We start from the raw sequence: 26,253 nt of genomic DNA on the forward strand, positions 1-26,253 counted from the left end.
AATTTAGATTTTACTGACATTAGGTTCTAATACCGACAGTCAACCCCTGAATTCTTCTGAGGAACCATAATGAGAACTCTGCGTTGCTATCCCGAGTCCTGGCCTCTACATTCCGCATTTGTGATTTCTCGCGGAAGCCGTACCGAAGCAAAAGTTGTGGTTGTCGAGATTGAGGAAGCGGGCATTCATGCCTTTGGTGAATGTACTCCATATCCACATTATGGAGAAAGTGAATCTTCGGTGATGGCACAGTTGGCTCTGGTGGCCAGCGCCATTGAGCAGGGCGTTTCACGTGAGGGCTTACAACAGCTATTGCCTGCTGGAGCGGCGAGAAATGCGGTCGATTGTGCATTATGGCAGTTGGAGTGTTTGCAGAATCAGCAGAGTTTATGGCAGTTGACCCAGACGGCACCGGTCGCCCATATCTCTATGGCCCAGACAGTCAGTATCGGGACTCCGGAAGCGATGGCGTACAGTGCGAGCGCATTGGCACATCAGGGGGCCAGGTTATTGAAAATAAAACTGGATGACCACCTGATTGCTGAGCGGTTGGTGGCAATCCGCAGCGCAGCACCAGAAGTGACATTAATTGTAGATGCCAATGAATCCTGGCAGCCTGAGGGTTTAGCCGCGCGTTGCCAGTTACTGGCAGATTTAGGAGTGGCTATGTTGGAGCAGCCATTACCCGCAGGGAATGATGATTCTTTGCAGAACTTTATCCACCCGCTGCCCATTTGTGCTGATGAGAGTTGCCATACTCGCGCGGATTTGGCGGGGTTGGTTGGCCGTTATGAGATGGTCAACATTAAACTGGATAAAAGTGGTGGGTTAACCGAAGCATTGCTATTGGCCGAACAGGCAAAATCGCTCGGATTTGCCATTATGCTTGGTTGTATGTTGTGTACATCTCGCGCTATTCGTGCTGCATTGCCACTGGCTTCAGGTGCCCGCTTTGTTGATCTGGATGGCCCTACGTGGTTGCAACACGATGTCGATGATGGGTTACATTTCTCGACCGGCGCTATTGATTTATCGGCTTAATCCGGTCTTGTGAGTAAGTCTACCAGGGCAGCCAGATAACATTCACTGGCTGCATCGGCAGAGATGGGGGGTAATTCCGCCGTAATACAAGGTAAGCTGATGTCGGCGCACCAACTGCCAAATGACCCCGGAGTGGCGTAACCTACATTCGTCACCAGTGGTAAGTTAAAGTTTGCCGCCAACTGTTCCCCCAATGCTGAACTATCAGGGTCTTCAATGCAGGCTAATGGCTCGTGAAAAGAGACTACCCAGCGCGGAGACAACTGCGTAATCAATGCACACAATGCTTGAGTTTCGGGTTCGGAGGCTGCGCACTCTCCAGTCGATAACACCACATCTCTTGCATCCGCCGCACTGTTCCAGCGATATACCGTTTCGCCAGCCTGCCAGTTTTTTGCCGGAAAATTACGATTAAGATCTACGCCATTGGCATTAGCCCGCAGCCCCAATTGGCAGCCATCGGGATTAACTGCCAATATCACATGGTGGCGCTGTTGTTCAGGGGAAATGCTACGTAACGCGCAGGAGAGGGCTACAATTGCCGCACTTTCATCGCCATGAGTCCCCGCGATAATCAGCCCGGTTTGCGCTGATGGATTTGCGGCCGGAAAATAGATCAGTGGCGCTCCCAGCAGAGTGGTACCGTAGTGTTGCCCTAAGGTAACCAGATTTCCCCGTGTGGAGCGGGGGCGATATTGACTCATGATATTCTGTTATTCCGAATTATATGCATATTACACTCAACATATCATTTAGCATTATTACTTTGAACCAATTGATCTGCTAGTTTATGTTGATAAGAGTTAGTGACTTTCGCTGAAATGGAACGACAACGAAAAGGTTAATCATTATGCGCTATTTCCGTTATGCATTATGTGCCGCATTGGTGGGGGCAGCGCTGGGCGCGGCAAATGCTGCTGATGTCCCCGCTGGCACTGTGTTGGCTGAAAAACAAGAACTTGTTCGTCATATTAAAGATGAGCCTGCGTCCCTTGACCCAATGAAAGCGGTTGGGTTAATCGAAGCTCAGGTTGCCCGTGATCTATTCGAAGGGCTGGTTAACCAGGATTCGCATGGACAGATAATTCCAGGTGTTGCGACAAACTGGAAAACGTCAGATAACCAAACCTATATATTTACGTTACGCAAAGATGCTAAATGGTCGAATGGCGATCCCGTGACCGCTCAGGATTTTGTATATAGTTGGCGTCGCCTGGTTGACCCTAAAAGTTTATCTCCTTTCGCCTGGTTTGCCGAGCTGGCTGGTATGGAGAATGCGCAACAGATTATTGCCGGAAAGATGCCACCCGAGGCCCTTGGGGTTAGTGCTGTTAATGATTACACCCTCAAAGTTAAACTTAGTAAGCCGGTACCTTATTTTCCCAGCCTGACCGCTAATTTCAGTTTATTCCCGGTACCATCAACCGTGGTTGAGAAATATGGTAGTGACTGGACTAAAGTCGGCAATCTGGTGGGGAACGGCGCATTCAAATTACAAGATAGAGTGGTGAATGAGAAATTGGTATTGGTGCCAAACAACTATTATTGGGACCATGCTCATACAGTTCTCACCAAAGTGACTTTTATTCCTATCAATCAGGAAGCTAATGCCACTAAGCGCTATCAGGCAGGCGATATTGATATTACGGAATCCTTCCCTAAAAATCTCTATCAGAAACTATTAAAAGATATTCCTGATCAGGTTTATACCCCAGACCAATTAGGTACTTATTATTACGCATTTAATACCCAGCGAGCACCAACAAATGATGTTCGGGTACGTAAGGCATTATCTTATGCAATAGATCGTAAAATTATCGCTGAAAAAGTCTTGGGTACTGGGGAAAAGCCTGCCTACCACTTTACCCCTGATGTTACGGCTGGCTATCATCCGGTGACCAATTTATTACAACAACAAGACCAGGATGAACTGAATGCACAAGCCAAAGCGTTACTGCATGCGGCGGGTTATGGGCCTGATAAGCCACTAAAATTATCGCTGTTGTATAACACATCGGATAATAATCAAAAGTTAGCCATCGCCATTGCTTCAATGTGGAAAAAAACATTGGGTGTGGATGTTCAAATGATTAACCAAGAGTGGAAGACCTACATTGATAGCCGCAACACCGGCAATTTTGATGTGGTCCGTGCTTCATGGGTTGGGGATTACAATGAGCCTTCTACATTCCTGTCATTACTGACCTCGACCCATAGCGGCAATATCGCCAAGTTTACGAGTGCAGATTATGACCGTTTGCTGAGTGAAGCGGGTAAACAAACAAATCCGAAAGCGCTAAGTGACGATTATAATAAAGCCGAACAAATTATTGCAGAGCAAGTACCAATAGCACCTATATATCAATTTACTAACGGGCGCTTAATTAAACCTTGGGTAAAAGGTTACCCGATTACTAATCCGGAAGATGTGGCATATAGCCAAATGATTTATATTATTAAGCACTAGTTATTATTAACCAATTAACCTGCAAGGGAATTCACTCTTGCGGGTTAATTGGTTGATCCGAAACTTAATCTATAAGTCATTTATATTGTGCTGCTTAGGAACAATGGCAGATATAGAGATCATAAACCCAGTCAATGATGCTACTATGAGTGGAAATATAAAAGCATCAGATGTTCTTAATGGGTTTTTCATATCAAAAATTATCACAATAAAAAATGAGCTAGTAGCAAACGTTGATGATGAATATAGTTCATTAAGCTTATATTGCAGATTTTCCAATGCAAATCTTGGCGTCTTTTTTGAAATACAATCCCATGTGATGTGCACCAACATGTAAGAAATACAGATGATACAGTAGAACTTCGTCAACTCATCAGTGGTCTGCGGTGAGTACCAGAGGGAAGAGAGTGGCTCCAATTCAGTGCCCCCACTGTTTGCTCAGATAGATACCGGAAATTAATACACTGCCAATTGCTGCGAATGTAAATGCAAGGGATGTGGTAATGGTTAATGTGGGGACTAAAAATGATAACCCACCAGTCAATGCAAACCCTGCCCCTGCGCCACCAATGAATGCTTTCATTAACGTAATAATACTGGTTTTCATAATCAATATCCCTTGAATATATAACGTGGTAATTAGCAAAATTGTACCTCAAAGTTTGAGGGCTTCTTCTGTCTTTATTATTATGTATCCTTAATATAAAATCTGATTGTTTGATATAAATTCTGTTGCCCGGAAACATATAGTTAATGAATCGGATAGCTGCATTTACGATGCTCTAATATAAAGTGTATTGCGATTATTTTATAGTAACAGCAAGCTATCGCATACATCACCTTTAAAGATCAGTGGGTGGGCGCTACACTGAGCTAATTGCATGATAAATGCTGAAATTGAGGATGTTGTCGTGGATGTAGTCGCAGGAAAAGCACTTCAAGTTTCTGATGCCGTTTATTCTTATCAACTCGATGGTAAAGGGGGCGTAACATCAATCAGCCCCGATGCTGTTGCTACCGCAGAGCAGCCATGTTGGCTGCATCTGGATTACACTCACCCGGACAGCGCCGCCTGGCTGCAAAATACCCCGCTATTACCTGAAGTTGTTCGCGATGGTTTGGCGGGTGAAAGTGTACGGCCGAAAGTGACCCGCTTGGGTGACGGTACAATGATCACCCTCCGAGGGATTAACTTCAATAATGATGCCCGGCCTGACCAGCTAGTCACTATCCGGGTTTATATGACAGATAAATTGATAGTTTCAACCCGGCATCGCAAAGTTTACTCGATTGATGATGTGCTCAACGATTTACAAAGTGGCACAGGTCCAACCAACAGTGGCAATTGGCTGGTGGAGATTGTCGATGGTCTGACCGACCACACCAGTGAGTTTATCGAAGACTTACACGATAAAATTATCGATCTCGAAGATGATTTATTGGAGCAAAAAATCCCAGCGCGCGGGCAGATGGCATTGTTACGTAAGCAGTTGATTGTACTACGACGATATATGGCCCCCCAGCGCGATGTATTCTCTCGGTTAGCCAGTGAGCGCTTGCCGTGGATGAATGATGATGATCGGCGTCGCATGCAGGAAATCTCAGAGCGCTTGGGCCGGGGTTTAGAAGATTTAGATTCCAGTATTGCGCGTACTGCGGTGTTGTCCGATGAAATTAGTTCATTAATGGCCGATGCGATGAACCGGCGCACTTATACCATGTCACTGTTGGCTATGGTATTTTTGCCCACCACCTTTTTAACCGGGCTGTTTGGTGTCAACCTTGGTGGTATTCCTGGGAATACCGACTCTTTTGGTTTTGCGACATTTTGTATGATGTTGGTGGTGTTGGTACTCGGTGTTGCATGGTGGTTAAAACATAGTAAATGGCTTTAATTAGCTATTCGCAAGCGAGTAAAAGAGTGTGCCAGGTAGCACGCTAATCACTGCAAAATTGAGCGATATCAAGATTTGACAGTGATGACTCAGGCATTATCACTTTGCAGGTGAATGCAACGTCAAGCGATGGGCGTTGCGCTCCATATTTGTAATACTTTTATTTTTGAATTACTGCATAGCACATAATTGTTACGATGCCGATGTTGTCTCAACATCGGCATTTTTTTTGTTTTTTAGGAAAAACAGTGGGTAAGGCTAACGAGAGGATTGCCTCTACACCTGAACGGTGAGAAGCAATACCTGATACTTGGTTACTTGATTTCCAGTACGTCGAGGCGAACCAGCGGTTGTGTATCGCCATCTTCAGCATCTTCTGGCCGCCAGCCAACCGGTTGTAGTGGCAATTCTTCACGATCAAACGCCAAATCACCGCCATCAACAATTTCACTATTGTGGGTGATATTTTTGAAATCAAACAACTTGTGATCATTTAAATGTGATGGCACCACATTTTGCATAGCGCTGAACATAGTTTCGATCCGCCCCGGATACTGTTTATCCCAATCACGCAGCATATCTTTGATCACCTGACGTTGCAGGTTAGGTTGCGAGCCGCATAAGTTACAAGGAATAATCGGGTACTCTCTGGCAACAGCAAAACGTTCAATGTCTTTTTCGCGACAGTAGGCCAGTGGGCGAATAACCACATGTTTGCCATCGTCGCTCATCAGTTTGGGTGGCATGCCTTTCAGTTTGCCGCCATAGAACATATTCAGGAATAGCGTTTGCAGAATATCATCGCGATGGTGACCAAGCGCGATTTTGGTGGCTCCCAGTTCAGTCGCGGTGCGGTATAAAATCCCACGGCGCAGGCGCGAACAGAGCGAGCAGGTGGTTTTCCCTTCCGGAATGATCTCTTTCACAATCCCGTAAGTGTTCTCTTCTACAATCTTGTATTCAACACCTTGCTTATCCAGATAGGCAGGCAGGATATCTTCAGGGAAACCTGGTTGTTTCTGATCCAGATTAACCGCGATGAGGGTGAAGTTAATTGGTGCACTTTTTTGCAGGTTCTGCAAAATATCCAACATGGTGTAGCTGTCTTTACCCCCCGACAGGCAGACCATGACGCGATCACCTTCTTCAATCATATTAAAATCAGCAATCGCCTGGCCGACATTGCGACGCAGGCGTTTCTGTAATTTGTTCAAATCGTATTGTTCTTTTTGCTTAACCACTTGTTTCTCTTGCATTTGTTCTTGACTCATATCCAGTTAGGGGCATGACGGGCAGTGCTGCTATGACATAAGTTTATCATCCAACAAGCATATATATTAGTGTTTTAATCTCTGGCATGTGGGGCATGGTATATGAGGTTTGTGAAAGGAGCTCGTCTATAGCTTGTGAAATAGTTCACAAAAAAAGGAAGAATCATTATTGCAACTTGCCACAATCCATCCTTTATGATGTAGTGGCTTCAACGGATTGTTACTGTGTAAGAACAGGCAAAACCTAAAAGAGAATGAACTCTTTTAAGTTTTGCCTTTTTTTTTGGGTGGAATATGAGAATACAAAGAGTTCTGAATAACAATGTGGTCGTCGCTCACGATTTTAGTGGGAAAGAATGTGTTGTTATTGGTAAAGGTGTAGGTTTCAATAAAAAGCCAAATGATCTGGTTGATGAAGCAGGCATTCAAAAAATATTCCGTCTTGATGAAGAAAATAGCTTTGATAAAACCCATGATGCTTTTCAGGATCTCCCTGAGGAGCTGTTTGATATTGTCCTGGATATTGTTAAACAAGCCACAACCAAATTAGATAGAAAGATTCATAAGAGTGTTTACGCTTCACTGTTGGATCATATTAGTTTTGCTATTGAACGAGCGAAGCAAGGGGTCCATGTTAGAAATATGCTACTTTGGGATATCAAACGTCTCTACCGGAATGAGTTTATTATTGGCGTTTCTGCATTAGAAAATATTAAACAAAAACTTAATGTCGATCTTGCTGAAGATGAAGCTGGATTTATTGCACTTCATCTGTTGAATTCACAAAAAGACGGCACCATGCCTGATATAGAGAATGTATCAAAAGTCATTCAAGACTTATTGAATATCGTTAAATATCACTTCAATATTGAATATGAAGAAGAATCAATTAATTTTCAACGTTTTGTGACACATTTGAAATTCTTTTCTCACCGTTTACTCAGTAATACTTATGTCATGACCAATGATAACTCTTTGCATGATGTTGTTGCCGAGAAATACTCTATCTCTTATGAGTGTGCCAAGAAAATAAATAAATTTATTAAACATGACTATGGCCGGGAATTAACAGGTGACGAAATGATGTTTCTCGCTATTCACATTGAACATGTCAGAGTGCCGACTTAAATAGAGCATTAAAAATATTAATTAAAAAGAATAGTCCATAAAATAAATGGATTCAATAGTTTATCAATTTAATTGAGGTTATCCCATGGGTGCATATAATATGCTGGCAGGGGAAATAATTGAACATGTAGGTGGGAAGGAAAATGTTGTTTCGCTCACTCACTGCATTACACGTTTAAGATTTTCTCTAAAAGATTCCAAAAAATTTAATAAATCAGTTTTAGATAAATTGGAGGGTGTAATTTTAGCTGTTGAAAGTAATGGTCAATATCAAGTTGTTATTGGTAACGATGTGACTAAAGTCTACAATGTGATCGTTGACGAGTTTGGTATTAAAGGAGATGTGTCATCAATAGACGGTGAGTCATCACCTGATAAGAAAGGTAATATAGTCGGCCGCATCTTTAATAAAATGTCGTCCATTTTAGTCCCTATTGTGCCGGCTCTGGCTGGTGCTGGTATGTTAAAAGCATTACTGGTTATTTTATCGACGTACCATTTTATTGACCCGACTGGTAGCACTTATAAAATTCTGGCTGCGGCCAGTAACAGTGTGTTTTATTTCCTTCCACTCTTATTAGCGTTCTCATGTGCTAAATCTTTCAATGCTCACCCATTTGTGTCAGTGGCAATAGTTGGGGCATTACTGGAACCCACATTTACAGGGTTGATGAAAAATCAGGGGGATATTGTCGAATTTATGGGGATCCCCGTAGTGCTGATGAAATATTCATCAACCCTGATCCCGGCCATCCTCGCTATTTGGGCTTACTCTTATCTTGAACGATTTTTAAAACGCTTCATCCATCAAAGTATTGAAATGATTGCTGTCCCTATGCTAGGGCTGCTCATCATGGTACCGGTAATCGTTATTGCTGTTGGGCCGATTGGAGTTTATCTGGGGGATGGCATTGGTGCAGGTATTGCTTATATGAATAATGTAAGCGGTATGCTGACGGGTGCAATTATTGGTGGTGGCTGGACATTGTTAGTGATGTTTGGCTTACATTGGGGATTAGTCCCTGTGATGCTGAATAACCTGGCATTACATGGCTTTGATACCATTAAGCCCGCCGCTGCCACCGCAACATTTGCTTCGGCTGGCGCTGCATTTGGTGTGTTCCTTAAAACCAAGGATAAGAAATTAAAATCTTTCGCCTTGTCCACTATGGTTCCCGCGTTATTTGCCGGGGTGACCGAACCGATTGTTTACGGTATTTCCATCAAATATAAACGTCCATTAATTGCTTCTCTTATTGCAGGAACTATTGCTGGAGGATTTGTTGGCGCCATGGGCACCACAGTAATGGCTTATGTTTTCCCGGCATTGACTACGCTGCCTGCATTTATGACCAATACTTTTGCTTATTATGTTATTGGTATATCGATGGCATTTGTCTTATCAACAGTGCTGACTTATATATTAGGTTTTGATGAGAAAATAGATGAAAATAGTGTGGTGCCGCGCCCAGATAGCACATCAAATAGTCAATTTTCTCGAAATAACTCAGCAACTATATTAGCTGAAGTATTATTGAATGCACCACTTAATGGAAAAATAGTACCGTTGGCTGATGTTAAAGATGGCGTTTTCGCCAGTGAAATAATAGGGAAGGGAATAGCTATTTATCCCACAGACGGTTTTGTCTATTCGCCGGTGAATGGTGTCGTGTCAAAATTATTCCATACTCACCATGCAATAGGGATTATCTCCGATGAGGGGGTGGAGATTCTCATTCATGTAGGTATTGATACAGTAAAATTAAATGGCGAGTTTTTTAAAAATAATATAAATGAAGGTGATGTTGTCACCAAAGGGCAATTACTTTTAACATTCGACCTTAATGCGCTAGTGGCTAAAGGGTTTGATATAACAACACCAGTTATTATTGCTAATACCGACGACTACAAAGATATTCTGGTAACTGAGCGAGACAGTATTGATCGTAACAATACATTAATGACTGTGCTTCCTGCCTCAGCCTAAATATATATTGGAGATATAAGATGACAGATTTATTGATTAAAGGTTTTCCTAAGGGATTTCTGTGGGGGGGCGCTGTCGCCGCTAATCAGGTTGAAGGTGGTTGGAATGTAGGGGGCAAAGGTTTATCTACCGCCGACATGGCAATTCATAAAAAAGATCTCAAACGTGAAGAGTATGAGAAACATTATAAAATTAGCAATCAACAAATTGCAGATGCTATTGCTGCCAAAGATGCGAGTGATTATCCAAAGCGTCGGGGTATAGACTTCTTTCATCGTTATAAACAAGATATGGCGCTATTTGCCGAAATGAATTTTAAAGTCTTGCGAGTATCTATTGCCTGGACACGCATTTACCCCAATGGCATTGAAGAACAACCGAATGAAGAGGGCTTGCGTTTCTATGATGAATTATTCGATGAAATGCATAAGAACGGTATTGAACCTTTAGTCACACTTTCACATTATGAAATGCCAATCTATTTGGTCAATAATTACGGTGGTTGGAGTAGCAGAAAAACTGTCGATTTATTTGAAAAGTTTTCGATTACTGTTTTAGAACGCTACCAACATAAAGTAAAGTATTGGCTGACCTTTAATGAGATCGACAGTTTAATTCGCCATCCATTTACTTCAGGCGGTATTGTTACTGAGCGCTTCCCCGCAGATGAAATTGAATCGGTTATTTATCAAGCGTTGCACCATCAGTTTGTCGCTAGTGCATTAGCTGTTAAGCACTGTAAGCGAATTTCACCGGACGCCAAAATAGGCTGTATGTTGACTCGCTTGCTGACCTATCCTGAAAGTTGTGCCCCGGAAGATGTATTACTGGCTTACCAGGAAAATCAACTTAACTATTTCTTCTCGGATGTCCAAATCCGTGGCCGTTATCCACGTCATATGACGCGTCGTTTTGCGGAAAAAGGTATTAATATCGTCATGCAGCCCGGCGATGAAGAGATTCTGCAGCAACATACCGTAGATTTTCTGTCATTCAGTTATTACATGTCGTTGGTGACCAGTGTTAATGCCGACAAGATGGATAAAGTGGGTGGGAATATTGCTGGCGGTGTTAAAAACCCGTATTTGAAGACCACTGACTGGGATTGGCAAATTGATCCAGTCGGCTTGCGTATTGCACTAAATGATATGTATGACCGCTATCAAATCCCATTATTTGTGGTGGAGAATGGGATGGGTGCCGTTGATAAAATTGATAAGGACAACCAAATCAATGATGACTATCGAATCGAATTCTTCCGTTCCCATTTAAAGGAAATGAAAGAGGCCGTCAAAGATGGGGTTGAATTGATGGGCTATACCTCTTGGGCACCTATCGATCTGATTAGCGCGTCAACGTCAGAAATGAATAAACGCTATGGTTTCATTTATGTAGACCAGGATAATGATGGTAATGGCACTTTGGAACGCTACCGTAAAAAGAGTTTTTATTGGTATCAGGAAGTGATCGAAACCAATGGTGAATATTTATAGTTTTTCACTGACAGGCTTCAGACGGCTGACAAACCTCGATAACTCGATCTTGCAAGGTGAAGGCAGGTAGAAGAGTAAAGCGTCCGCGCTAGGGACGGCGCGGCTCGAGCCCCAGGGAGGGGTTTACGGCGTCTTTACGATCTGCCTGTTTTCACCGTTACGGGTACTTTGTCATTAACCTCAGCCAGTCAGTTTTTCACTGACTGGCTTTTGGTTTAACGGACTGCCTATTATTCCGTTGCTGCTTTTTCGGTTTTCCCCGCTAGCAAACTTAGGAAGTCATAACGTTTTTTCAGATCTTTTTCAGCCGCAGCATACAGCTGTGCGGCAACCTCTGGCTCTTGGGTATTGAGCCGCCGGAAACGCTGCTCATTGAGCAATGTGGTGGTCAAATCACTGCTTGGTGGGCGAGAATCCAGTGCCAAAGCCACTTTGCCTTCGTCGGTACGGCGTGGGTCAAAGCGATACAGTGGCCAGAAGCCGGTGGCTGTTAGCTGCTTCATTTGGTCATGGCTGTAGGCCAAATCATAACCGTGCTCTTCGCAAGGGCTGTAAGCAATAATCAGAGACGGACCAGGGTAGGCTTCTGCTTCCTGAATAGCTTTAACAGTTTGATTCAGCTGTGCGCCCAGCGAAATCTGCGCGACATAAACATGACCATACATCATCATGCTGACGCCCAAATCTTTGCGTGCCTTACGTTTACCATGCTCGCCAAACTTGGTCACCGCGCCCAGCGGGGTTGCTTTGGATTGCTGACCACCGGTATTGGAATAACATTGGGTATCTAACACCAGCACATTGACGTTTTCCGTCAGACTGAGCACATGGTCCAAGCCACCAAAGCCAATATCGTAGGCCCAACCGTCACCACCGATCAGCCAGATGGATTTATCGACCAGATAATCTGCATCGGTTGCCAATTGTTGTGCGTCATTACCCGGAATATCTTTTAACAGCTGGCGCAGTTGTGTGACTTGCTCACGGCGAACTTCAGGTGTCGCCTCCTCATTCAGCAGTTGGTTGACCAATTCCTGCGGCAATTGCGCTGCCAATTGATTGATCAAGCGGATAACCCGTTGGCGATGTTGGTCAACAGTCAGGCGGAAGCCCAAGCCAAACTCGGCGTTATCTTCAAACAGTGAGTTAGCCCAGGCGGGGCCACGGCCATCGGCATTAGTGGTATAAGGCGTGGTCGGCAGGTTGCCACCATAAATTGAAGAGCAACCGGTGGCATTAGCTATTAACAGACGATCGCCATACAACTGGGTGAGCAATTTAATGTATGGCGTTTCACCACAACCTGAGCAAGCACCGGAATACTCAAACAGCGGTGAGATCAACTGTGAGGTACGGATATCGATGCGCTCCATTTGCGTTTTATCGATTTCCGGCAATTTGAGGAAGAAATCATAGTGGGCTTTTTCTTCCACCAGATGTTCCAGTCGCGGTTTCATATTGATGGCTTTGATTTCTGGGTTCTGCCGGTCTTTCGCCGGGCAGACTTCGTAGCAGAGATTACACCCAGTGCAGTCTTCCGGAGCAACTTGCAAGACATACTTCTGTCCACGCATATCGCGGGCTTTCACATCCAGGGATTGCAAGCTGCCTGGTGCGCCTGACATAGCATCCGGCTGTACTACTTTGGCGCGAATGGCCGAGTGCGGGCAAGCAGCAACGCAGTGGTTACACTGGGTACACAGATCCGGCTGCCAGATAGGAATATCTTCAGCAATATTGCGTTTTTCCCACTGGGTAGTGCCCACCGGCCAGGTGCCATCAGGTGGGAAGGCCGAGACGGGCAGTGCATCACCCAAACCGGCCAGCATGGTGGCCGTGACAGTTTTAACGAAATCAGGCGCTTGATCCGAGACAATCGGTGGCCGCATCGGGCTATTTTCATCAATCGGTTGCAGTGGGATTTCTACCAATGCATCAAGGGTGGCATCCAGCGCCTGCCAGTTACGAGTAACAATTTCCGGCCCTTTATTACTGTAGCTACGGTCAATAGCCGCCCGTAATTGCTCTTGCACCATAGCCGTTGGCAATATTTGCGTCAGGTGGAAGAACGCCATCTGCATCACGGTATTGATGCGCGCACCCAGTTTGCATTCGCGGGCAATTTTTGCCGCATTAATCACAAATAGACGGGCATTGCGTTGGTGCAGCACCGCCTGAACTTCTTGCGGCAAACGCTGCCACATTTCATCGGCGCTGAACGGGGTATTAATCAGGAAGATACCGCCGGGCTTGAGGCGTTCCGCCATTTGGTAGGTATCAATAAACTGTAATTGATGGCAGCCGACAAAATCGGCCTGGCTGACCAGATAAGCCGAATTAATAGGGGTTTCACTGACACGCAAGTGAGAGACGGTCAGGCCACCGGCCTTTTTCGAGTCGTAAACAAAATAACCTTGGGCATACAGCGAGGTACTGTTGCCGATAATCTTAATGTTATTTTTTGTCGCAGAGACTGAACCATCACTGCCAAGGCCATAAAACAGGGCTTCTAATGTGGCGCGTTGTTCGATTTTCTCATCAGTGAGCGGTAAGGATAGCCCCGTCACGTCATCAAAAATCCCTACGGTAAAGCGCGGGCGCGGTAAATCAAGCGATAATTCTTTGAACACCGCCAGCGCACAATCGGGGCCAAACTCTTTGGAAGATAAACCATAGCGGCCGCCAATCACTTTCGGCAATGTGGCTCGCTCACCACGGCTATAGGCTTCAGCCAGCGCGGTCATGACATCAAGATAAAGTGGCTCGGCCAGTGCACCGGGTTCTTTGGTGCGATCCAGCACCGCAATTTTAGTCACTGATTGCGGCAAGACACTGAGCAGATGTTCAGCAGAGAAGGGGCGGAACAAGCGCACTTTCAGTACGCCCACTTTTTCCCCGCGGGTTAGCAGGCTATCAATCACTTCTTCACAGGTACCAATCGCTGAACCCATCAGAATGATAACGCGCTCCGCCTGTGGGTGGCCATAATACTCAAATGGCTTATATTCACGCCCTGTGGCTTCAGCAAAAGCCTGCATGGCATCGGCAACATGTTGATAAGTATTGTTATACCAAGGGTTAGTGGCTTCACGAGACTGGAAATAGGTATCCGGGTTAGCGGAAGTGCCCCGCACCACCGGATGATCTGGCGAAAGCGCCCGACTACGGTGGCCGTCTATGCCTTTCTGCGGCAGCAATTGGCGCAGCGTGTCATCACTGAGCGGTACAATTTTATTGATTTCGTGTGAGGTGCGAAAACCATCAAAGAAATGAATAAATGGGATGCGACTATTGAGAGTTGCTACTTGGGAAATCAGGGCGAAATCTTGTGCTTCCTGCACACTGCTGGCGCACAGCATGGCACAGCCCGTTTGCCGCACCGCCATGACATCGGAGTGATCACCAAAAATAGACAGGGCATGGGTCGCAATGGTACGCGCCGCCACATGCAGAACAAAAGGTGTCAGCTCGCCCGCCAGTTTGTACAGGGTCGGGATCATTAACAGCAATCCCTGCGAGGAGGTAAACGAGGTCGATAATGCGCCAGTTTGCAGTGCGCCATGCACCGTCGCAATGGCCCCGCCTTCAGACTGCATTTCAACCACGCGGGGAACATCACCCCAGATATTAACTTTACCATCACCAGACCAGGCATCAGCTTGTTCTGCCATGGTGGAGCTTGGCGTAATAGGGTAGATGGCAATAACTTCACTGGCACGATAGGCCACAGAAGCTACTGCACTGTTACCGTCAGTAGTAATCATTAATTTATACCTTCACATTGCAAGTCATGCAGAGAACAAAAGAAGTGCGGGGTGTCTCTGACTATTTGAACTAATAATGAAATTCTAGCAGAGAGTATTTTTGCCAGTTATCGCATTTGTGTGGCGGCGGCCCGCCAGGTTGTGTCGTGAATAAGGCGAATAGCAGGTTTGGGGTTATATTGTGGTTTTCAGATAATAATTATTACAATTAGAAAACTATTGATAACAGCGATTAGATATTGCTTGCCAGTTCGGCGCACAATAATTGCGCGGCGCTGAGTTTGTTTGTGAAATAATTGTGAAGCGTAAACAGATTTAATGACCATTTAATCATCGGCGGGCATAATGTCGACCCAATACTGAAATGAGAGACTGATAATGAGTGGTTTCATGTATTTAATGATGGCAATTGTTGCCGAGGTGGTAGCCACCACAATGCTAAAAGCCTCTGATGGCTTTACCCGTCTGGTGCCCTCTGTTGTGGTTGTGATTGGTTATGGTATTGCTTTCTGGGGGTTATCACAGGTGGTGAAAACCATGCCATTGGGTATTGCTTATGCTATTTGGTCAGGATTGGGAATTGTATTAGTGTCCGTCGCGGCCACTTTTATGTACCAGCAGAAATTAGACTGGGCAGCCATTGCCGGTATGACATTGATTATCGCCGGTGTGTTGGTGATTAACCTGCTGTCGAAGACGCCAATGCATTAGAGATATACCCGTCATACTGCAAGCTGCATGGTGGTTGGCTACTTTCCGCGTTATCGCCACAGGGTTACGATAACGCGGAAGGGGATAACTGTGATTTTATACTCGTCATACAGTGCTTGCAGTACAACTATTTAATGTCCAACTGCTATTTAATGTCCAACTGATGTATCCCCTCGACGGCCAATAATGTTTCATATACCTGATCCAGATTTTTTCTGGGTGGTAAGGTGACTTCCATCGTGAGTTCACATTCATGTTCACCTTTCTCAGGTTTGTGAGTAACGGACAGATTAATAGGATGTAATTTTAATTTTTGCATCGCAATCAAAATACGTGGCACGCTGTCCGCGAGTAGCTTAATAGCAACAAAATGGTGTTGACCAATAAATCGGTTACTTAACTGGCGGAAGATCTCCAGCACCACTAATGTCACCATGGTGCCGTAAATACCAATCTCATATAGACCACTACCAATCACCAGACCAATCGCGGCGGTGACCCACATCCCGGCGGCGGTGGTAAGCCCTTTGACCATCTGTTTTTGAATCATGATGGTCCCGGCACCGAGGAAGCCCATGCCACTGACGACCTGTGCCGCGACGCGGCTAGGGTCAAAACTGACGTGTTCTAATGTCAGCAAATCCTCAAAACCATATTTTGAAACAATCATAAACATGGCACTCCCAATACCCACCAGGATATGGGTTCTTAACCCGGCATCTTTAGCACGCAGCTGACGTTCCAGCCCAATCAATCCTCCCAAAGCACCCGCTAAAGTAATTCGTAGTAGTAAATCAGTAATCATAATTATTCCCGTTTTATTTTGTACAAACTGTAGGTGTTTGATTCTTTACTATGATTAATATGGTTTGCTTATTTTTTTTCCAACCCTTAGCGCCAGAATAGCGCGATAATTCGATAGTCTGTTTTGATCTGGGCTAAATTAAATTAGCGCACTCTGCTTATTTATGTTGTGTTTTAATTATAACAGTTATTATATGAGCCTATTATAGCGCGATATATTTCTCATGCCGGAGCATAAAGAATGAATGCATTATCTTGGTTTGTGGGCGGAACTGTGTTCTTTCTAGCCGCTTGTAGCAGCAATGACCCAACAGATACAGCATCAACCTCTCGATTTTTAAACAATAACGATACCGCTGAGCCAGTACAACAAGCCACCAGTGCCAATGTTCATAATCTCAATATGGCGAATCCTGCGTCCGTCAATTGTGCCAATGCAGGCGGTGTATTGACCATTGCCAAGCAACTTAATGGGAGTAGCGTAGGCATGTGTCAATTGCCGGATGGTAAACGCTGTGAGGAGTGGGCATTAATGCGCGGCGCTTGTCCGGCTCGCTGATATACCCTCTATCTTTCAAGTCGCAGATGCGTTGGCCGCGCTCAATTACCCGAATCACTTACCAGTGTAAGCTCATCGGGATGCTTTCGTTTGCCGCCTTCCTGCACCTCGAAATCTATTGGGTATATAGCTATCGCCATCTTTCAAGTCGCAGATGCGTTGGCTGCGCTCAATTACCCGAATCACTTATAAAATCTAAGTCAGCTTATCGGGATGAATGAGCCTCATCCTTGAGACTCACCCTGCGGCTTTCTGGATATATTAGGCAGAAACAATATTCGGGCAAGGTTCGCCCTTTTTCAGTTGCGCAATATTCTGCATGGTGGTGTTAGAAATACTGGTCAGCGCTTCTTCTGTCAGGAAAGCCTGATGCCCGGTAAACAACACATTATGGCAAGAAGACAGACGGCGGAAGACATCATCCTGAATCACGTCATTGGATTTGTCTTCAAAGAACAGATCGCGTTCATTTTCATACACGTCCATGCCGAGTGAACCGATTTTCTGCTGTTTCAGTGCATCGATTGCCGCGGTAGAGTCAATCAGACCACCACGACTGGTATTGATGATCATTACGCCATCTTTCATTTGTTCAAAGGATTGCTTATTGAGCAAATGGTGGTTTTCTGGCGTCATCGGGCAGTGCAGCGAGATAACATCCGATTCGGCATATAAGGTTTTGAGGTCGACATATTCAGCCCCCAAATCCAGCGCCGCCTGGCTTGGGTAAGGGTCATAGGCTAGCAAGCGCATACCAAAGCCTTTCAAGATACGCATGGTCGCAACACCAATTTTGCCGGTGCCGATGATCCCCGCGGTACGGCCATGCATATTGAAGCCAATCAGACCTTCCAGCGAGAAGTTGGCATCACGGGTGCGTTGATAAGCACGATGGATACGGCGGTTAAGGCTCATCATCATACCGACAGTATGTTCAGCGACGGCTTCAGGTGAATAGGCCGGAACGCGAACCACCGGAATCCCCAGCTCTTTCGCTGCATTTAAATCCACATTATTAAAGCCGGCACAGCGTAATGCCAAAATCTCAACGCCGACTTCTTTTAATTCTGTCAATGTTTCGCGACAAGCATCATCGTTGACGAAAATACAAACCGCATCACAGCCAGCCGCCATTTTTGCGGTTTTTGGGCTTAACAGAAAATCGAAAAACTCTAATTCAAAGCCAAAATCTTTGTTGACCAATTCGAGGTATTTACGGTCATACTGTTTGGTACTGTAAACGGCTAATTTCATCATGATATCTCCGCTAAAATATTGTGATCAATCTAACAGATTTGAATAAATCATACAATTTGCCACAATAATAAGTTAAATGCGGCGCTTGTAAGTTTCTCATGCCAGTGAGGTAAGGTTTTTCTTCCCATTTTCAATGGCAGCAGTTCTGCGTGTGAGTCACCAGAGCATAGTTCGTTATTATGGTATCGTGCAGCAGTTTAGTTGCAGTGATTTTAGTGGTAGAGATTCAAGTACATCGGATGTCGGGTTAGTGATTACACAAGGTAAGTCATGACTAAATGCGCAAAAACAGTGGGTTGGTTGCTATTAATCAGCGCAATTTTCCTGGTGGTTTTATGGAAAACGCTACCGCAGTGGTTACCGAAAATCGCACAATTTTGGTTGCCAGCGGGTAGCCAACTGATTTTAACCCATCCCCCAGTTTGGCATGATGGCGCATTGCGTCTGCCACTACTGCGCTACCGGGTACAAGATTGCACCTTGGCCAATATTGACCAGTTAAGTGTCGGTTATCAGCAGGGGCGTTGGCAGTTAGCGGCTAATACCGTTGCTGTGGATACCGCATGTCTGAGCAAGTTACCGAGCAGCGACGAGGGTGCGCCGCAAAATTTGGCTTACTGGCAGCAACAACTGTCAAAGCTTGATCTGAATATCGGCAATTTGCAGATTACGCCGTGGCAGCAATACGCAGGTAAACTGACCTTAACCTCGCAAAAACTCAGCCAAGAGTTGCGTTATCAGGGCCAGCAATTGAGTTTCGCTGCGACACTGGATGCGCAGCAGCAACTTAGCTTACATCAATTCTCTATTGCCGTTCCCGGCACCCCGCAACCTTTCGAACTGAGCGGTAAAATTAAAATCCCACTGTCGCTGGATGATTGGCCAGAACAAGGTGCGCTCGACGGCGTATTGACGACAGGCTATCTGTCTAAACCGTTATTATTGAATTTGAGTTGGCAACAGCAAGAGGGCGTTTTAACCCTGACAGAGCGCGGTGATGACTCTCCGCTCGCACGGCTACCGTGGCGCGTTTCCGCGAACAAAATTCAAATAGCTAACGGCCAGTGGCAATGGCCCTACCAGCTGCAACCCTTGAGTGGCGGCATTAATCTGACGCTGTTTGACTGGGATCAGGGGTTGGATCAAACCTCGATTGAGGCGCGCATTAATGTCATCACCTCGGGGAAAAGTGGTAAAGGCAATGCTGTCCTGACGCTGGGGCCTGGCAATCTGAGCATGATAAACAGTGACTTAAAATTCCAGCTCAGTGGTCAAGCTAATCTGGAACGAATGGTATTGAATGCCACCATCCCCGGCTTACTTAGCGGTTCAATATTGAATCCGACCTGGGTACTGCATCCCGGTGCTTTGTTGCGTGCTCATGGTAATGTGACACCGGAGTTACGTATCAGAGATGCGCGTTGGCCTTTGGCGGGGGTTAAGGTGACGGCTGCTGGAGTGACGGGGCGGCTACAGGCCATTGTGGACGCGCAGGACAGTTATTGGGGTGATTTTAATCTGCATTTGGATGGGCAGGCGCAAGAGTTTTGGCCCGATAAAGGCAATTGGCAGTGGCGATATTGGGGTAATGGTCAGTTGCCGCCGCTGGCTGCGCGTTGGGATATGGGCGGCAGGGGAAGTTGGCAGGGGACGTTGATCACTGTCGATAAACTCTCGACCGGCTTTGATCGGCTGAAATATGGGGTGGTTTCAGTCGAGGCACCACGGCTGACTTTAGCCAAGCCTCTGACCTGGCAGCGCGATAATCATCACCCCGCTTTTATTGCCGGTTTTGAACTGGGCGCTAAAAAAGTCGCGTTTAGTGACGGTGGCGGTTATCTCCCTCCTGCCGTGCTTTCACTGCAACTGAATGGACGCGAGCCGGACAGTTTTTTGTGGCAGGGTAAGTTACAGGCGCAGGCTATCGGGCCAATTGCATTGCGTGGCCGTTGGGATGGCGAGCGTTTACGGGGTGAGGGCTGGTGGCCAAAACAATCGCTGACAGTATTCCAACCGCTTATTTCAGAAGAGTTGGGTATCAAACTGCGTGATGGTGAGCTGTATGCTCAGGCCGCTTTTTCTGCTGCTCGTGAACAAGGTTTTACTGCGGGGGGGCATTGGGTTGTCAATAATGGCGGAATGTGGCTGAAAGACGGTGAACTCAGCGGATTGGATTTTGTCATGTCTTATCGCTTAGAAAATCATCACTGGCTGTTGGGGCCGAAAGAGCCTGTTATGTTACGTATTGCCTCAATAACCAATTTGTTTGAAATGCAGAATATCACCGCCGATTTGCAGGGGACTTTTCCCTATTCAGAGAAAGCCCCATTGACCTTAAGTCATGTAGGCATGGATATTCTGAAAGGACATTTAAGTTTGTCGGCTTTGCGCTTACCCCAACATGATGCGGCGGTGCTGAAATTAAAATCGATTGATTTAAGTGAATTATTTACCGTGCTCAAACCCAAGCAATTGGCTATGTCGGGTAAAGTGAACGGCGAATTACCGCTTTATCTCAATAACCCACAGTGGTTGGTGCGCAATGGTTGGATAGCAAATGACGGCACAGTGACATTGCGCCTGGATCCTGATTTGGCTAATTCTATCGGTGATAGCAATTTGGTTGCTGGTGCGGCGATTGACTGGTTGCGCTATATGGAGATTTACCAATCTTATGCCACCGTCAGTTTGGATAATCTGGGCCAATTAACGCTGCGTTCAAAGATCCATGGTGTTAATACGCAGAAAAACGCAAAACGAGAGATAGTGTTGAATTATCAGCATGAGGAAAATGTATTCCAACTCTGGCGCAGCCTCCGTTTTGGTGACAATTTACAAGAGTGGTTACAACAAACACTTTCGTTGCGACCTACAGAATCTATACCGGTGAGGGCTAAGGAATGAAGATCTTGACATGGGAACCTGTGGCAATCCTGCTGGGCATTTTTATGCTGAGTGGCTGTTTGCGCCTTGAAGTAGCAACCCCGGAAAAACCGATCACGATTAATATGAATGTCAAGATTGAGCATGAAATCCAGATCAGAGTTGATAAAGATGTGGAAAATCTGCTTAAAAATCAATCCAATCTATTTTAAGGGGCCATTATGAAAAAGCTAACGTTCAGCTGGATTGGCTCACCACAGCAGTTAGTCCGCGTGATATTGGGCTGCATAATATTAAGCGGCAGTTTAGTATTTAGCTCAGGGGCATTTGCGCTGACATTAGAGCAAGCTAAACAGCAAGGCCGGGTGGGCGAAACTCTCAGTGGCTATCTGGCTCCGGTGAAAAAAGATGCTGAAACACTGGCGCTGGTGGAGCAAATTAACATCGCCAGAGCAGAGAAATATCAGGAAGTGGCGCAAAAAAACCATATTTCAACCGAGGATGTTGCCAAGCTGGCGGGGCAAAAGTTGGTTAACCGTGCGGCGGCGGGGGAATATGTGCGCGGCATAAACGGCCAGTGGATGCAGCGCTGAGCATCGTTATCCTACCACGCAATTGATAAAAAACGCCCGCCACGAGATGGGCGTTTTTTTATGGTAAATAGTCTTACTTTTTCTCAATAAAACAACAGATTAGCGCTCTGCCTGCAAATTCGCTGCAACAGGGGGCGTATTGATGCTGTTTAGCGACTCTTTGCGGTAATAGGTATCCACATGGCCTGGTTGTTCGACTTTGACAATCAAAGTCAACACCGCTGCAATCAGGTACAACGCGGTATAAACCCACACCACGCCGACAATATCGAAGAAAGGTAATACCAGCGAGGCGATGGCTGGCGCAACAAAATTACTCAAACCGGCAGACAGGTTATAAATCGAAATAGCTGCACCTTTGTGTTCTGGCTCCAATACCGGGAACACTGCGGTCATCGGGACAAACGCCGCTACCGTTATTCCTAACATCACCGCCGGGATAAGTGCTGCCCAGAAGTTATGGCCGAAATGCACCGGAATATAGTAAAACGCCAGGCTGGAGATCGCGCAGCCGATGCAGCCAAACCAACGCACCTGCCGCATCCAACCAATTTTTTCGCCCAAAATCCCCCACATAATGTTAGTGAAAATGGTCACGAAGAAGAACACAGCCCAGATTTGCAGCCATTCAGACATGGTAAAGCCGAGTCTGCCAACAAACAGCAGCGGCATGATCACGGCAAATCCGAACAAGGATAGCGTGTTAATAATGCGGATCAGACAGGACAAGAAAATATTCTTGTTGGTAAATAGAATGGTCACCGCCCGCGACAACTCTTTGATTTTTTCTTTATTGGACAGCGCCGCCTTTGGGCTGGCGGTACCGACATTACGCAGCAGTATCAGGGCCATCATGCCACCGACTGTGACCCACACAATGGCAAACCACAAAGTGCCAGTTTTACCTATCATCGGAATGGTGAAGCTAGGCAAATAGCTGCCCACCACACCAATGCCCACCGAGTACATGGCCCAGAACCAGCCCATCGCCGAAGAGAGTTGCTGTTTAGGGACGTTTTGCACAATCAGCATGACAAATGAATAGATAAATAACGGGTAGGCCAGGCCACGGATCCCGTAGAACACCAACATTAATGGGTAGCTTTTCATCCCCAGGCCAAACAGCATAAACAAGCAATGCATCACCACCCACAGGATAAAACCTATGCGCATAGCGCGTTGTGGCGTGATAATTTCCGCCACCACACCTGAACTCCAGGCGGCAATGGCAGCCGCTAACCCATAGAGGGTAAAAACAAAGGCCGATTGCGCCGGTGAAAAACCCATATCGGTAATATGCTTAGATAAGAAGGCCATTTCAAAGCCATCGCCGCTCATAAATATGGCAATAGCAATATAGCCCCAGAATAAATTCATCGGCAAGCCAAACCAATGAGTCGATTTTTTTTGCATAGTCGTTTCCTTGGGCGTTTGAGCGCCGGCTGCTTATTTGTAGGGACAGCAAATGAAAGGGCGATGTGCTCACCCGGGCATATGTGTGTTTTGGTTTTTTATCGTGCTAGCGTTTGGCGCAACTGGCGTTGCTGTTGGTAAAGTAATCGGTAGCGCTCAAGGCGGGCGAATAAGGCATCTTGCCGGTTCATATCCGGAATAAAACGCTGGTCAATTTGCGGCTTGGCACACACCAATTGCTCATCACCGCCGGCCGCCAGCCAGCCTAAACGCGCTGCACCTAACGCGCCGCCAGCCTCTCCGCCACTGTGGGTCACAATAGGTAAATTGAGCGTATCGGCCATCAATTGCCCCCACCAGACACTGCGCGCACCGCCACCAATCAGAGATGCCTGGGTAAGTTGAGTACCCGCCTGTTTCAATACCGCCAAACCATCAGCAATACCAAAAGTGACACCTTCCAGCACCGCATAACCCAATGCCGCGCGATCAGTAGCATGTGTCATGCCGTGAAAAGCGCCGGTTGCCAGCGGATCGTTATGAGGGGTACGTTCGCCGGAAAGATACGGCAGAAAAATAGGGGCCAGCCGTTGTTCCGCCCGACTGAGTTGAGCCACTTCGGATAACAAGGTTGTTTCATTGGTACCCAGCAGTTGGCATAACCAGCGCAGCGCACTGGCAGCGGTGAGCATCACACTCATCTGGTGCCAACGATGCGGCAAGGCATGGCAAAAAGCATGTACCGCCGATTGTGGGTTAGGGCGATAGCAATCATTAACGGCGAACAACACGCCGGATGTACCTAAAGAGATAAATCCATCACCGGGATTAATGGCTCCAATCCCAACGGCACTGGCGGCATTATCGCCACCACCACCGGCAATCACCACCTTATCGGGCAACCCCCATTCGCGGGCAATATCCGTTTTCAGATAGCCGCTGGGCTGATTGCCTTCAATCAGCCGTGGCATCATATCGCGCGATAAGCCACAAGCGGCCAGCAGGGAGTCTGACCAATCCCGTTTTGCCACATCCAGCCACAGTGTTCCGGCGGAGTCAGACATATCGCTGACCTTATCGCCACTCATCATCCAGCGCAGATAATCTTTCGGCAGCAGCACGGTGGCCAGTTGTGAGAAGATTTCTGGCTCGTGGCGAGCCACCCACAGTAATTTTGGCGCAGTGAAACCCGGCATCGCCAAATTCCCGGCAATCTGATGCAATTGCGGGGCATTGCGCGTTAGCTCCTCGCACTCGTCGGCACAGCGCGCGTCATTCCATAAAATTGCCGGACGCAAAATATGGTCTTCACGGTTGAGCAACACCGCACCGTGCATTTGCCCCGACAGGCCGATAGCAAGGATCTCACCCCAACGTTGCGGTATTTTATGACGCAGGCGGCCAATCACGCGTTGTGTCGCCTGCCACCAGTCAGTCGGATTTTGTTCTGACCACAGCGGATGTGGGCGTTGCACGGTGAGCGGCTCACCTTCGCTTGCCAGGATCTGCCCATGATCATCAATCACCACGGCTTTAATTTCTGATGTGCCTAAATCAAGTCCAAGATACATAGCCATTCCTTGTCGCTGATTAACGGTTAGCCATCACCCAGGCATTAACCCGGTCAATGGATTGTCGTAATAACTGTTCAAACTGGCTGTCACTGGCCAGTGCGCCAAACAGTTTGTTATCGCGGGCAAACAGACCCACAGGGTCAGTCGACTGGAACATGGCATGAACGGCAGAGACATCTAACATGCCATCCTGATATTCATATGGCAGTGTGCCTTGGTGCCAACTCTCCATAAAGACAAAGAACAGGGCGGGCAGCATGGCGGTGGCAGCGGGTACACAACCTCGTTGGTAGCACTCCATCAATGTCGGTGTGATAAAACCTGGGATTTTGGAGAAACCGTCGGCGGCGACGCGTTGATTGGTGTCGCGGATAAACGGATTACTGAAACGATCTAAAACCACATCACGATAATTCGCTAAATCCAATGGGCTAGGCGATAGCGATGGGATGACATCTTGGGTCACATAGTCATAGGCCATCTGGCGAATAGCGTCTGTTTGAGTACTTTCGTGAATGTAACGCTGACCGATCAAAGTACCAGCCCAGGCGATGCAACTGTGGCTGGCATTGAGGATACGAATCTTTGCTTCTTCATATGGCAGCACAGATTCGACCATTTCTACTCCCACATTCTCCAGCGCTGGCCGCCCGGCAATAAAGTCATCTTCAATAACCCACTGAATAAATGACTCACCCATGACAGGTGCCTGGTCGGCAAAACCAGTTTGTTGCAGCACGCGCGGGGCGATATCGTCAGATGGGCGAGGCGTAATACGATCAACCATGGTATTTGGGCTGCGAGTTTGATCGGTTGCCCAACTGAGCAAACTTTGCTGATCGCGCAATGCCAGAAACTGCAACAGGCAGTGGCGGAAACGCTCGCCGTTATGGCGCAAATTATCGCAGTTCAGCAAAGTTACCGGGCCGCTGTGTAGTTGTTGGCGTTGCAGCAAAACCCGGCTGATTGCACCATAAATTGTCCGGCAATCCCCGTTGAGATCGGCCTGAATATCGGCGTTATCCTGTTGCAGGTTAAACTGATTATCCAGATAGTAGCCGCCTTCCGTCACGGTAAAGGAGATAACGCGAGTTTCCTCCTTACTGCCTTGCTCAACCAAATTGTGCAGTTCTTTATCCCACGGAATGATTTTGCGTAGCGAGGTGATCTTTTCATATTGGCGTTCACCGGCAGGTGTGACCGTTTCCAGCATGTATTCGCCATGCTGTGCCGCTAAAGTTGTCAGCAAAGGGGTTGCATCATCGCGAATATTCGCCAGCGCAATAGACCAGCGATTATCACCCGCAGCCCGTAAACGATGCAGGTACCAGGCCTGATGAGCGCGGTGAAAAGATCCCGCACCAATATGTAGCCACACAGCAGGGGTTGAGTTCAGTTCAATATTCATCATGT

At 46.6% G+C, this 26,253-nt stretch carries 20 protein-coding genes; 11 read left to right on the plus strand and 9 right to left on the minus strand.

From position 1 onward, the window contains the following. The first annotated feature begins 69 nt into the window (after positions 1-69). A complete protein-coding gene (gene ycjG / locus QSV56_RS07535; RefSeq protein ID WP_019079358.1) occupies positions 70-1,041 on the plus strand; it encodes an L-Ala-D/L-Glu epimerase in 972 nt (323 codons plus the stop codon). On the opposite strand, the gene mpaA is transcribed toward ycjG, so the two are convergent. Further along, a complete protein-coding gene (mpaA, locus tag QSV56_RS07540) occupies positions 1,038-1,745 on the minus strand; it encodes a murein tripeptide amidase MpaA (protein WP_050131552.1) in 708 nt (235 codons plus the stop codon). The two genes, ycjG and mpaA, sit on opposite strands and share 4 nt — an antisense overlap. Positions 1,746-1,891: 146 nt before the next feature. Here mpaA and QSV56_RS07545 point away from each other — a divergent pair, with 146 nt between their 5' ends. Then, entirely contained in the window at positions 1,892-3,508 is a 1,617-nt protein-coding gene (locus QSV56_RS07545) for an ABC transporter substrate-binding protein (protein WP_019079360.1), read from the plus strand. A 418-nt stretch (positions 3,509-3,926) separates the two neighbouring features. Here QSV56_RS07545 and QSV56_RS07550 read toward each other — a convergent pair whose 3' ends face one another. After that, the gene (locus QSV56_RS07550; RefSeq protein ID WP_019079362.1) at positions 3,927-4,115 is read right to left on the minus strand and encodes a hypothetical protein; all 189 of its coding nucleotides are present in this window, start codon (positions 4,113-4,115) and stop codon (positions 3,927-3,929) included. Between the two features lie 304 nt (positions 4,116-4,419). Here QSV56_RS07550 and zntB point away from each other — a divergent pair, with 304 nt between their 5' ends. Then, on the plus strand, positions 4,420-5,403 hold the full coding sequence (zntB, locus tag QSV56_RS07555; RefSeq protein ID WP_005169583.1) for a zinc transporter ZntB: 984 nt from the start codon (positions 4,420-4,422) through the stop codon (positions 5,401-5,403). Positions 5,404-5,717: 314 nt separating this feature from the next. Here zntB and ttcA read toward each other — a convergent pair whose 3' ends face one another. Further along, positions 5,718-6,659, minus strand: coding sequence for a tRNA 2-thiocytidine(32) synthetase TtcA (gene ttcA / locus QSV56_RS07560; protein ID WP_026018215.1), 942 nt, complete (start codon positions 6,657-6,659; stop codon positions 5,718-5,720). A 309-nt stretch (positions 6,660-6,968) separates the two neighbouring features. On the opposite strand from ttcA, the gene licT reads away from it, so the two are divergent. The 3 genes from licT to QSV56_RS07575 all read left to right on the plus strand — a co-directional run bounded on the left by licT (position 6,969) and on the right by QSV56_RS07575 (position 11,282). Further along, positions 6,969-7,802 carry a BglG family transcription antiterminator LicT gene (gene licT, locus QSV56_RS07565; RefSeq protein WP_019083080.1) on the plus strand — a complete coding sequence of 278 codons (834 nt, stop codon included), beginning with the start codon at positions 6,969-6,971 and terminating at the stop codon, positions 7,800-7,802. 85 nt (positions 7,803-7,887) lie between these two features. Continuing rightward, positions 7,888-9,789: a beta-glucoside-specific PTS transporter subunit IIABC gene (locus QSV56_RS07570; protein WP_050131557.1), complete on the plus strand. Its 1,902-nt coding sequence runs from the start codon at positions 7,888-7,890 to the stop codon at positions 9,787-9,789. A gap of 20 nt (positions 9,790-9,809) precedes the next feature. After that, entirely contained in the window at positions 9,810-11,282 is a 1,473-nt protein-coding gene (locus QSV56_RS07575; RefSeq protein ID WP_019079368.1) for a glycoside hydrolase family 1 protein, read from the plus strand. 230 nt (positions 11,283-11,512) lie between these two features. Here the strand turns inward: QSV56_RS07575 and nifJ are convergent, their stop codons facing one another. Continuing rightward, positions 11,513-15,046: a pyruvate:ferredoxin (flavodoxin) oxidoreductase gene (gene nifJ / locus QSV56_RS07580; protein ID WP_301211757.1), complete on the minus strand. Its 3,534-nt coding sequence runs from the start codon at positions 15,044-15,046 to the stop codon at positions 11,513-11,515. 378 nt (positions 15,047-15,424) lie between these two features. Here nifJ and QSV56_RS07585 point away from each other — a divergent pair, with 378 nt between their 5' ends. Next, positions 15,425-15,757 carry a multidrug efflux SMR transporter gene (locus QSV56_RS07585; RefSeq protein WP_019079370.1) on the plus strand — a complete coding sequence of 111 codons (333 nt, stop codon included), beginning with the start codon at positions 15,425-15,427 and terminating at the stop codon, positions 15,755-15,757. A gap of 145 nt (positions 15,758-15,902) precedes the next feature. On the opposite strand, the gene QSV56_RS07590 is transcribed toward QSV56_RS07585, so the two are convergent. Next, a complete protein-coding gene (locus tag QSV56_RS07590) occupies positions 15,903-16,562 on the minus strand; it encodes an MgtC/SapB family protein (protein WP_019079371.1) in 660 nt (219 codons plus the stop codon). A 240-nt stretch (positions 16,563-16,802) separates the two neighbouring features. Between QSV56_RS07590 and QSV56_RS07595 the strand changes: the two genes are divergently transcribed. Continuing rightward, on the plus strand, positions 16,803-17,120 hold the full coding sequence (locus QSV56_RS07595; RefSeq protein ID WP_019079372.1) for a DUF333 domain-containing protein: 318 nt from the start codon (positions 16,803-16,805) through the stop codon (positions 17,118-17,120). 261 nt (positions 17,121-17,381) lie between these two features. Here the strand turns inward: QSV56_RS07595 and QSV56_RS07600 are convergent, their stop codons facing one another. Continuing rightward, positions 17,382-18,374, minus strand: a complete 993-nt coding sequence (locus QSV56_RS07600; RefSeq protein ID WP_011816352.1) for a 2-hydroxyacid dehydrogenase — start codon at positions 18,372-18,374, stop codon at positions 17,382-17,384. A gap of 273 nt (positions 18,375-18,647) precedes the next feature. Between QSV56_RS07600 and QSV56_RS07605 the strand changes: the two genes are divergently transcribed. Genes QSV56_RS07605 through QSV56_RS07615 form a run of 3 tightly spaced genes read left to right on the plus strand, consistent with a single transcriptional unit; the run spans position 18,648 to position 21,853 of the window. Beyond that, a complete protein-coding gene (locus QSV56_RS07605) occupies positions 18,648-21,281 on the plus strand; it encodes a YdbH family protein (protein ID WP_046050946.1) in 2,634 nt (877 codons plus the stop codon). After that, a complete protein-coding gene (locus tag QSV56_RS07610) occupies positions 21,278-21,472 on the plus strand; it encodes a YnbE family lipoprotein (RefSeq protein ID WP_005160956.1) in 195 nt (64 codons plus the stop codon). The genes QSV56_RS07605 and QSV56_RS07610 overlap by 4 nt, the downstream gene beginning before the upstream one ends. A gap of 9 nt (positions 21,473-21,481) precedes the next feature. Then, a complete protein-coding gene (locus tag QSV56_RS07615; protein ID WP_019079376.1) occupies positions 21,482-21,853 on the plus strand; it encodes a YdbL family protein in 372 nt (123 codons plus the stop codon). Positions 21,854-21,952: 99 nt separating this feature from the next. Here QSV56_RS07615 and QSV56_RS07620 read toward each other — a convergent pair whose 3' ends face one another. From QSV56_RS07620 to dalD, 3 genes are all read right to left on the minus strand, one after another. Beyond that, positions 21,953-23,266, minus strand: a complete 1,314-nt coding sequence (locus QSV56_RS07620) for an MFS transporter (RefSeq protein WP_301211761.1) — start codon at positions 23,264-23,266, stop codon at positions 21,953-21,955. Positions 23,267-23,364: 98 nt separating this feature from the next. Further along, positions 23,365-24,837, minus strand: coding sequence for a xylulokinase (xylB, locus tag QSV56_RS07625; RefSeq protein WP_019083087.1), 1,473 nt, complete (start codon positions 24,835-24,837; stop codon positions 23,365-23,367). A gap of 19 nt (positions 24,838-24,856) precedes the next feature. After that, positions 24,857-26,248 carry a D-arabinitol 4-dehydrogenase gene (gene dalD / locus QSV56_RS07630; RefSeq protein ID WP_050157869.1) on the minus strand — a complete coding sequence of 464 codons (1,392 nt, stop codon included), beginning with the start codon at positions 26,246-26,248 and terminating at the stop codon, positions 24,857-24,859. Positions 26,249-26,253 lie beyond the last annotated feature (5 nt).

The sequence above is a fragment of the Yersinia sp. 22-579 genome, assembly GCF_030433455.1.
In the GTDB taxonomy this organism is placed as follows: Bacteria; Pseudomonadota; Gammaproteobacteria; order Enterobacterales; family Enterobacteriaceae; genus Yersinia; species Yersinia enterocolitica.